Consider the following 9,346-nt stretch of genomic DNA (forward strand, 5'->3'; position numbering starts at 1 on the left):
AAAAAAAGGTGCCCTTGAAGGCATTTCTGGCCAGGTTCGCCCTCTGGGAGAACGCAACAAAAAAGCCCTCTCGGTTGGGAACCGAAAGGGCTGTTTGAACGGCGGTCGATGACGCTAAGGACTACCGCAGGAGCGCGCCGTTTTCGTGGCGCTTAACTTCCTCGATATCGTAGAAAGCTTCCCGTGAGTTGGAGCTGCTGATGACCGGTAGGATACCCAAGTCGTCGAATTCACGGCGCAGGACGTTCCAATCAGTGCAAAGCTGTCTAGCGACCGTTATCAGCGTCCAATAGCGCTCTTTGAAGAGCTCGACGCTCCATGTCATGAGCTTTGTGCCCCGGCTGGGCGGAAGCGTTTCGTTGGCAGCGAGAGAAACCAAGCCGCTGGCCACGAGGAGCTCCAGTTTAGCCAGTGGCCGAAATGTAAAGGGGAAGATTGCTCTCTCCGCAGCGACTACGTTCGCGGGCCGCGACGCCAAGGCCATGCGAATCTCGGCGGGATCCACTGTGAGCGAGCGGAAGCCGGATGCTTTTTCCGCGCGGCTAACCCGCTCAAGTCGGCCATCCAGAAGGAGGTCCAGGATCTCCTCAAATGTTGCGCCCGCTACCTTTCTGGCGCGAAGGATATCAACCATACCCTCTATCCTCGATTCGGTTGTATTCCTACCAGATAGCCGTACCATCATAGCGTCCGCATTCTGGGCAGCAAAAAGCGGTGATATCCTTCCTCTCGGACTTCTTCATAAACGGCTTGAGAATGTGCTTTCCGATCAGCGTCTCCCAGCAATGCACGGGAAGAGCCAAATGCGGACGCGCCTCCTCGGCATAGTGAGCGGAACGGTACTTCGACATGAATTCCGCCAACTGTACCGCACCGATAAGCGATCCACTGTAGGCAACTCGCCGCCGGACGACTGTCGCAGGAGCCTGTCCATCATAGAGGGCGACATGTCGTATTCGATAGAGGCACTATAAATGGAATGCCACTTCCTTGTAGGCAGGGCTCCGAAGATGTTGTCACGCGGGCCTAGCGGAAGCCGTTCGGCGCTCACATTACGCAGGATTTCCCTAAACCTGTTGAAGTCCGAATGCTTGAGAATCCTTCCAAGTTCACGGTAGGTCGGTCCATAAATGTTCTTCCCAGTGATCCCCTTGGTGCGCGGGAGCGCGTCGTCGGCGAGCTTTCTGGCGTAGCGATCGACCGCATCGGCATATGGTGCGAGGATTTCGAACCCGCGCTGTCTCATGACAACCCACCCCTCAGCGCCGATGGGCTTCTTCTTAAAGGTTGAGCCATGAACCGCCATCGCGCCTACACACTCACACAGTTCCGCGGCTACATGCACGGGGACATTATCGAGGAACGGGAGGTCAACGGCTTCTGTCGAAGCAGCCGTCTACAGCAAACAAAATGAAGCTTACTTTAGTTCCAGGTGACTAGAGGCGCGACATTGTCAGCCAGTTAGAAACGCGACACTGGCGCTGATGATCAGCCCCCGATCCGGCCGGCTGGGCCGGGTTGAAAGGGCGGAGCGGGGGCGGGTGATAACATTCCCCTTCGGCTTTAGCTTTCTCACTAGCAATTGTTCTTTTACCGCTCGATACTCGCTGGCGCTTGCATGGCGCAGTTGGGGATCAAAGCCGCACGATGCTTCCGGAAATCAACCTGCAAGGTGACGTCGACATCGCCGCGCTGTCACCACTTCTTCGCGGCATGCTTCTTTCGGTTGCCTATGCTGACGATGAGGGCGGCATAGGATTGACGGCGACCGGCGCCATGAACCGCAAGTTCGTGCATTGGGCCGCTGTGCACTTCCGCTGGCCAGGATTCACAGCCGAGGACCTCTACAGCATGAACAAAGTTCTCAATGAAAGCGACATGCCGCCGCTTTGGGCGGTGCGCGACATGGCCCGTCATCTGAAGCTTCTTCGCCGGAAGAAGGATGTGCTGCTACAGTTTTTCGAAGACGTGGAATTAGCCCGACGCGATTGCTGGAGGTGCGCGACCAGATCGCGCAAGACGATGAACCTGGCTCCACGGCCATTTGCCTTGAACGGATCGAAACGATCCCCATGACGGAGGCAGCGATCCTGGCCTTGCTCAATGACGGCGTGGGCGCCATCGTCCGCCGCTATGAGATTATCGAGACGATCGACGTGGCTTGATTGCTCGGTCGCTTTTCAGGCGAGGCGCCAAAATAAAGAACCCAGCATGCCGAGAGGCAGGCTCCCGAAGGATAAGCCGGTTGTCGCCTTTTTTCGCGCGGATCTGCCTCAACGCTCGACGTCGCTCCGGTGGCGTCGCTCGCGCTGGAGCGCTGCATATCGGCGCCGCATTTCATCGGAATCAATCGTCCCACCGGTCCAAAGTGCGACCAAATTCATAAAACCCGGATCTTGATCGATGCGAATCCCTCGCGCCTTCCATCGCGCGATTACCCACTCTGCTATGTCTACTCGCGAATTCATGGCTACTCCCCTACCTTGCCAATCGATCGTGTGCAGCGAGATAGCAAGCGCCATTGTCGAGAGCAATCCAAACCCGCTATCCGGGCTCGGCGCTGGTTTCCTTGTGCTACTCCCTGCGTGAGCGAAAATGCGCATTCTTCTGCGTCAGCTCCGCGATTCTATCGAACTGGTGGCTGAAGGATCGCACCAGCTAACGAGCTCTGACGATATTGAGCGCGGCGCCGGCGTCGATCTGGGGAGGCTGGACGGCAGTGCGACGGGAAGAACAGCGCTTCTGAGCGATGAGGTCACAGCCGGCCGAGCGGAACTCAATCGACGAGGAGTTCTGTCGCCTGTTCGTCCGTCGCGACATACAGGTCGTCATCCGTGTTCGAGAAGCGCGGTCGATCTCAAAATTGACACTGGCACTGGCAGATCGTGCGGGTGGAGGATCAAACATGTCACTTCGTGATACCTGTTACCTGCCGGTTTTCTTTCGACCCGATGAGATGGGGCGTCAAGCAGTTCCTCACATCACCCGGACAGAAGACCGGCAACGCTTTTCCTCCGCCGATATTGACCGCATCAACGCGTGCCCCCTGAACTATCGAGCGGGCAATATCCGATGGAAGACGTGCTATGGAAGACCGATCTCTGACAATTACAGGCGGTTCCTGGTGACGTTCGCGATATTTCTGCAGGAACGCGATGCTGATTTCGTGCGCGCTGTCGAGTTTTATCCTTTTCTGGTTGAGAGCACGCCGGAGCCGGTAACCGCCCGAACCCTGCGAACGCGCTCTTTACAGGCCGATCATTGTGGCCTGCTATCAGTTGATCGCGGCGGCGAGCAAGACGGTATTGAACTCGCCAACAGCCGCCAGGCGTGCCTCTATTTCACATCTTACCAGAAACACAGGCTCCTCGTGGCGAACGATGCCGTTGCGCCGACGATCGCGGGCTCACATCGCATCGGCGCAGACGGACGCGCATTGCTCGACGCAATCAAGTAGCGGCAATTATTTCCGCAAACTCCTGCGCGTCGTCGCCAGAAAGAGCAAAACAGCTCCTGTTCGAACAAGGTTCGAGCGCATGAAGGCAACCCTTCCTGCTAATCTATCGAAGGAGCAACCCATGTCGAAAATCCTTTTGATTTCGGCGGTGAGCGGCCTGACGCTTTGCGCCGGCTTCGCCGCCTACGCTGCCGTGAACGCGGCCCCGCAGGATGTTGCGGTCACCGCACAGTGCACCACGGACGCGACTGGCCTCGATGGCCGGCGCAAGGCATGCGACAGCGAATGGCAGCGTGTTCAGGCGCCTGCCGGTTACGTGCTGGCGAAGGAAACGACCAAGGGTGGGCTGGTCTCGGCCAACGGCTCCGAAACCGAGTGCCGGGTGCAGTTCGGCGATGCTATCGAGGTCATTCCCGGCCTGCCGCAGCCGACCAACATTTCTCTCCAGGCGCATGCCCGATCTCCCAACGGCCACGCTACCGGCCGCGGCTGGGCAACCTGCAAGTATTCCGTACGTATGGTGCCGCTGCCGAAACCTGACACGAACGGCTGGCACTGAACCGCTCGGGGAACGTGGGGCCGGGCATTAGCCCGGCCCGACTTGTCGATGGCTCTCGCCCAAAGAGGCGAGGGGAGGGTGCCTTTTCAAAGCCCGCAAGCCTTGGTGAGTTTGACCCAGAAGCGGTCTCTTCGCCATTCTTAACGCCGGTGCGTGAATTTTTCGGCCGCACCTCGTTTCGGATGTTTGGATTGTGAGGCCGCTGGCATGAACGCGACAACGCAGCTACGCCGCAACCCCAAAAACAGTCCTCAGGACGCCGTCCTGTTTGATCGCGAGCTCGAGGAGCTGCCACCGGAGTTGCGCTGGCGCGAGTGGATACTCAGGGTCGAGGCGGTGATCTTCGCCGCCGCCGAGCGGGTCAGCCGCGAGGTTCTGGCGCGCGCGGTCGACCAAAACTGCAGCATCGAGCTCTTGATCGACGACCTCCGGGATGAATTGCGCGATCGGCGTTACGATATTGTCGCAGTCGCCGGCGGCTGGCAGCATCGAAGCCGTTCGGCTTATGCCTCCGCAATCCGGGTGTGACAGCACCGACGCGTTCGTCATCAGCCTCTCTGTTCGGAACACGAGGCTGCGGTCTTGGCGGCGATTGCCTATCTTCAGCCGGTGACGCGCGGTGACCTGTCAGATCTGTTCGACAAGGAGGTCAGCAGCGACACGGTCGCCATGCGCGACGCCGGCTTGCTCGGCTCCGGCCGGCACAGCCCCACACCAGGCGCGTCCTACACCTATGTGACGACGAAGCATTTTCTATCCACATTCGGGATGGAGATGCTACGCGACCTTCCCGACCTCGAGCGGCTGGAGGACGCCGCGCTGCTTAGCACGCTCGATGGGGCTACCGGCCCGCCGGGAGCCATGTCGAGGAGGACGAGGAATCGTTGTCTATCGAATGAATGGTCTGGCTCGGACGCTTCGAGGAGAGATACGGTGGAACGTCATCGAAAAGCTCGTTGGCGCCCGAAGGGGCTATCGCACTGGTCAGTGGAAGTTCAGGCCGCAGCAGCGATCATTATTGTCATTTATCTTTAGCTTGTTCATCAGATGATGTCGCGGCTTTCTTCAGCTTCGGCAACCCCTGTCGGAAAAGAGATACGTAGCGTCTTTGAAGTATATGAAAGCCCTTCGCCGACTTGATTTCCGGCACCACGCTTAGCAGCACGCGTGTCGCGTTCAGAAGGGCAAGCGCCATGACGGAGGCTGCATCCTCCATATCCTCGGTATCGACTTTAGGCTCGATCCGCAGTCGGTTGACGTTGTTGCGACCAAGCATCAGGTGACGGTCGATTGAGGTGAGCGAGACATGCAAGGTATCTGCGGAAAGCTCTCGATAAACGTGGGTGAGCCTCGGCAGGACGGAAGCATGCTCCGAAAGCTGCAGTTTTTTGCTCTTCGCAGGGACTTTCTTGATGAAGTCGCTCAGCGTCTTGTCTGACTCCTTGGCCAGATTGGGGTTTTTCGTGCGGAACCGAATGGCGCGCGATCGCCTGCTCGTGTCATCATCTTCCTTAAGGCGCTTAAGGTAGGTCGGATCGCTCTCCGCCATTTCGAGATGTAAGGAGCACTCGATAACGCTCCGACACGTGCTGCGAAATGCAATGTCCCGCTTGGCGTCTGCTAGCAGCAGTCCCGTAATCAGTTCGCTGAGCAGTCGGGCATAAAGAGCTAAAACGACCGATTTTACGTCTGCATTATCGGAAAATTCGAGGGAGACCTTTGTTATCTGAAGATAATCCGTCGCCTCGGCGAAATCGGCAAACCATTTTCGCCATGCTGGCCGAATTGGCATTCACGCTCCTTGCTTTGCGCCTTCAGGACTTCCGCGGACCGAAGTCACTCCCCAAGAAATTGCGGCGCACCGGACTTGTCGCCGGTCTGAAAGACGTCCGTTGTTATACAATGGCCTTCTGACGCGTACGCAACGATTCCGCCCAGTCCGTCAGAGTCTTGATATCGGTGAGAATCTCTGAGGGTGGCGGCGGCTCCTCGTTTCTGACACGCGACGCATCATGGGCCTCGATAATATCGCTACACTTCTTGAATGCCGCCCGGAAAGTTTCCGCATCGGCCTCCTCAAGCGCGGATACCTTCTTGAGATTCTTGGTGTCGATGTAATCCCGATGCCGGATTAACACGCCGGCAAACACGATCTCCTCAAGCGCCCGCTCCCATGTCGCCCGCAGGAAGCCATATAACCTCACGGCTGGAGCTGCGATACCCTTCTTCGTCATTGGCATCGTAAAGAGCCTTTGCCGCCCGTTGATCTTTCTCAAGCCTATCCACTCTGGCTTTAACGCCCGCATGGTCCCACGGAAGGCCATCGCCCACTATACCCGTGCCGTCCGGACCGCGCGATAGATTTGCCAGCCGGGTCGGAATTGTCTGCCGATAGGCGCTGTCGTTCAGATCGTTCACAAAGACGAGATCGTGGGTAAATACAATGATTTGGCGCTCCTTCGCCTCTTCGACGAGCCTTTGTGCGACTTTCCTGCGCCAGCGGTGATCGAGCGACGTAACCGGGTCATCGAAGATGAGCGCAGACTTATGGGTTGCTGTTGCCAACTCGGTAAGAAAAGCTGCCAGCGCTACGCAAGTCTGTTCGCCTTCGCTAAGCACCAGGTGGACCTTCGTCTTGGCGTTCGCGAACAGCCGAATTTGGTAGTTCGGCGAGCCGTACTGGCCGCCCGAACGTACCACTTCGACACGGACCTTTTCTGCCGCAAGTCTGACAATCTCACTCTGAAAACGGTCGCGCATCCGCGGCGTGATGATGTCATCGGCAAGCTCATTACCGAGTTTCGTGATCGGAGTCGTGGATGTCTGCGCAAGGCATTTTGCGATGCGCTCCAGCTTGACGAGGCGGTCCACCTCCTTGGTGGCTATTTCATAAAGATCCGTCGCGGCAGCCCGGCCCTTGAGTTCGTCGAGCTCAGCCTGAAGGACCTTGCGGCCTTCGATATCGGCGGCAGCCTCCAGCTGGCCGGCATATGCGCGAACATCATTTTCAAGGGCGATCAGATCCGTTTCGGGAAGGGCAACCTGTGGCGACAAGACCATCGCGCCGTTGCTGGCCACATCCCTGAGACACTGAAGCCTGCGCATATCGGCCGACGCCATGAAACGCAGCACGGCGGCCGCGACGGCGGGATGCTGAATGGCAATGCGCCGGCGGATTTCGCCGATCAGCCGTATGTCGGGCCGGCGACCCCGGAACTCCTTGAGCGCGGTGTCGTAGTCCTTCTCTGCCGCGGTGGCCTGCTTTTCGGTCTCAGCCGTTAACGGCTGATGGCACAAGACGCAGTGCTCTCCTTCCACAGCCGGAAACTGCTGCTCAATGTGCTGGGAATAATGCCGCGATGCTTCCCAAAGCGATCGCCATGCCTCAGCGCCGACGCCGGGGAACGTGGCATCTTTAAATGCGATTGTCGCCGCGAGGGTTGCTGCCGAACGCTTGGCTCGTGCATCGTCCGCCAGGATTTTCAGTGCGGCTAGGGCTTCGTCAGAATAGGCATCAACGATTTTCTTCAGGTAGCGCAGGATCCTGCCAATGCCATCGGCAAACTGGCGCTGCTCGGCGGCCGCCTCCACAGGATTTTTTGCCAGGTCCTCCACAAGCTGCTGGAGGCGTGCTCTCTCCCCATCAGCCATGACGGCGAGGGGCGTCATGGCGTCCAGCTTCGTGCTGTGCTTCAGGCCGGACATGATGCGCCCGACGGCTGTGGTTGCCTGCCAGGTCGGCTTGTCGAAGACGGGATTTCGGAGGGCCTTGAGCTGGCCTTCTTCGGCCTGGAGCAACGCCTTGATCTTCGTGCAGACGGCGGCAAGGTCGTCGGGAATGTCGAGACCGAAGGGTCGAAAGGCAACTTCGTTCTTGTCCTGGATATGGACTGCCCCACATTCACGGTCAAACACGCTCACTGCGGAAAGCACCGGGTCAGGATTTGCATTGTCCTCCCACGAAAGGGCCGGCTGCGCCACCCCCTCGCGCGCGATCGTGAAGGTGGCGGTGGCCTTCCCGCCAAAGGTAAGGGAAAACGCGTCCGGCATGATTTCGCCGGCTTTGCGAGCCCGGCAAGCGCGCTTGAGAACGCGGCCGTATCCAGATTTGCCGGCTCCGTTCGGTCCGTAGATGATTGTCAAACCCCGCTGCTCGAACGGAAGGGTTTGCTTGGGCGCCAACTGATTGACCCCCACGATATCGCCGAGGGAAACGAGCGTGATGGCCGCACCATTCCCGGGGTTGGCGGGCAAATGTTGGGCTTCGAGCGCCGAGGCGGCCAGCAGAACACCTGGCTCGCCGTGCTCCTTCTTACATAGAGCGAGGACCTCGCCAAGCGAAGCCGGGTCCAGCGTTCCTCCGGTCACGATGCGGCGAAGAGCGTCCCGCTGCCACATCGGCCGGCTCTGCGACCAGTCCAGTATCGTTTGCAGCACGGATTTCGGCGAGACAGGCTGGTGCATGATTAGAGCTTTACTACAGCGTAAACTCATAAAATTTCTTGGCATTTATCGACCGGCGTGATTCAAGGCTTCGAAATAGGGAAGCATTTGATGACACGTCGTCGCTACGAACTGACTGACCACGAATGGTCGATTATATCGCCGTTGTTACCCAACAAGCCACGCGGCGTTGCCCGCGTTGATGATCGGCGGGTACTGAATGGCATCCTCTGGCGGTTTCGAACGGGCTCGCCTTGGGCGGAAGTTCCGGAACGCTATGGCCCGCCGACGACCTGTTACAACCGCTTCGTCCGCTGGCGCAAAGCCGGGGTATGGGATCGGCTTCTTGAAGCGGTGTCCAAGGCCTACGATGGCGACATCGTCATGATCGACTCGACCTGTGTCCGCGTTCACCAGCACGCGGCCACGGGAAAAAAAGGGATGGAGACGATGGTGGCATGGGACGTTCCCGCGGCGGCCTTACGAGCAAAATCCATGCGCTCGTCGATGCCGAAGGTCGCCCGGTCAATCTGCGTCTGACTGGTGGACAGATCGCCGATTGTGCCGAAGCCGACGCGCTGACGGATGAGCTTGGCGAGGGGGACATCCTGCTGGCCGACAAGGGTTATGACACGAATGCCATACGGGCAAAGGCCGCCGAGAGAAAGGCCTGGGCCAACATCCCGCCGAAGAGTAATCGCAAGGGCTCTTTCGTATTTTCGCGCTGGGTCTATCGGCAACGTAATCTCGTGGAACGGTTCTTCAACAGGATCAAGCAGTTCCGAGGCATCGCAACCCGATATGACAAGCGCCCGGAAAACTACCTCGCCGCTGTAAAGCTCGTCGCAACAAGAATATGGTGCCAGAGTTTATGAGTCGACGCCGTA

The 9,346-nt window shown here is 58.5% G+C and carries 7 protein-coding genes and 3 pseudogenes; 5 read left to right on the plus strand and 5 right to left on the minus strand.

Features of this window, described 5'->3' with window-relative positions:
- Positions 1 to 121: 121 nt before the first annotated feature.
- Together AS026_RS11860 and AS026_RS41685 are read right to left on the minus strand one after the other, a co-directional pair.
- A complete protein-coding gene (locus AS026_RS11860; protein WP_028749243.1) occupies positions 122 to 634 on the minus strand; it encodes a hypothetical protein in 513 nt (170 codons plus the stop codon).
- 28 nt (positions 635 to 662) lie between these two features.
- Positions 663 to 851 carry a hypothetical protein gene (locus tag AS026_RS41685; protein WP_131815307.1) on the minus strand — a complete coding sequence of 63 codons (189 nt, stop codon included), beginning with the start codon at positions 849 to 851 and terminating at the stop codon, positions 663 to 665.
- Positions 852 to 1,647: 796 nt separating this feature from the next.
- Here AS026_RS41685 and AS026_RS11870 point away from each other — a divergent pair.
- From AS026_RS11870 to scpB, 4 genes and pseudogenes are all read left to right on the plus strand, one after another.
- A pseudogene (locus tag AS026_RS11870) lies at positions 1,648 to 1,953 on the plus strand (hypothetical protein); the annotation flags it as partial.
- 952 nt (positions 1,954 to 2,905) lie between these two features.
- Positions 2,906 to 3,457, plus strand: coding sequence for a hypothetical protein (locus tag AS026_RS11880; RefSeq protein WP_131815309.1), 552 nt, complete (start codon positions 2,906 to 2,908; stop codon positions 3,455 to 3,457).
- A gap of 121 nt (positions 3,458 to 3,578) precedes the next feature.
- A complete protein-coding gene (locus AS026_RS11885) occupies positions 3,579 to 4,016 on the plus strand; it encodes a hypothetical protein (RefSeq protein ID WP_028749240.1) in 438 nt (145 codons plus the stop codon).
- A 207-nt stretch (positions 4,017 to 4,223) separates the two neighbouring features.
- Positions 4,224 to 5,051 (plus strand): annotated as a pseudogene (gene scpB, locus AS026_RS11890) (SMC-Scp complex subunit ScpB).
- On the opposite strand, the gene AS026_RS11895 reads toward scpB, so the two are convergent.
- The 3 genes from AS026_RS11895 to AS026_RS11900 all read right to left on the minus strand — a co-directional run bounded on the left by AS026_RS11895 (position 5,038) and on the right by AS026_RS11900 (position 8,414).
- Positions 5,038 to 5,808: a DUF5677 domain-containing protein gene (locus AS026_RS11895; protein ID WP_028749239.1), complete on the minus strand. Its 771-nt coding sequence runs from the start codon at positions 5,806 to 5,808 to the stop codon at positions 5,038 to 5,040. The pseudogene scpB and the gene AS026_RS11895 overlap by 14 nt on opposite strands.
- 103 nt (positions 5,809 to 5,911) lie before the next feature.
- Positions 5,912 to 6,166 carry a hypothetical protein gene (locus AS026_RS43265; RefSeq protein WP_245307434.1) on the minus strand — a complete coding sequence of 85 codons (255 nt, stop codon included), beginning with the start codon at positions 6,164 to 6,166 and terminating at the stop codon, positions 5,912 to 5,914.
- A gap of 7 nt (positions 6,167 to 6,173) precedes the next feature.
- The gene (locus AS026_RS11900; protein WP_245307436.1) at positions 6,174 to 8,414 is read right to left on the minus strand and encodes an AAA family ATPase; all 2,241 of its coding nucleotides are present in this window, start codon (positions 8,412 to 8,414) and stop codon (positions 6,174 to 6,176) included.
- Positions 8,415 to 8,570: 156 nt separating this feature from the next.
- On the opposite strand from AS026_RS11900, the pseudogene AS026_RS39745 reads away from it, so the two are divergent.
- Positions 8,571 to 9,334, plus strand: a pseudogene (locus AS026_RS39745) (IS5 family transposase).
- Positions 9,335 to 9,346: the final 12 nt, after the last annotated feature.

This window comes from Rhizobium altiplani, assembly GCF_001542405.1.
Taxonomy (GTDB): Bacteria; Pseudomonadota; Alphaproteobacteria; order Rhizobiales; family Rhizobiaceae; genus Rhizobium; species Rhizobium altiplani.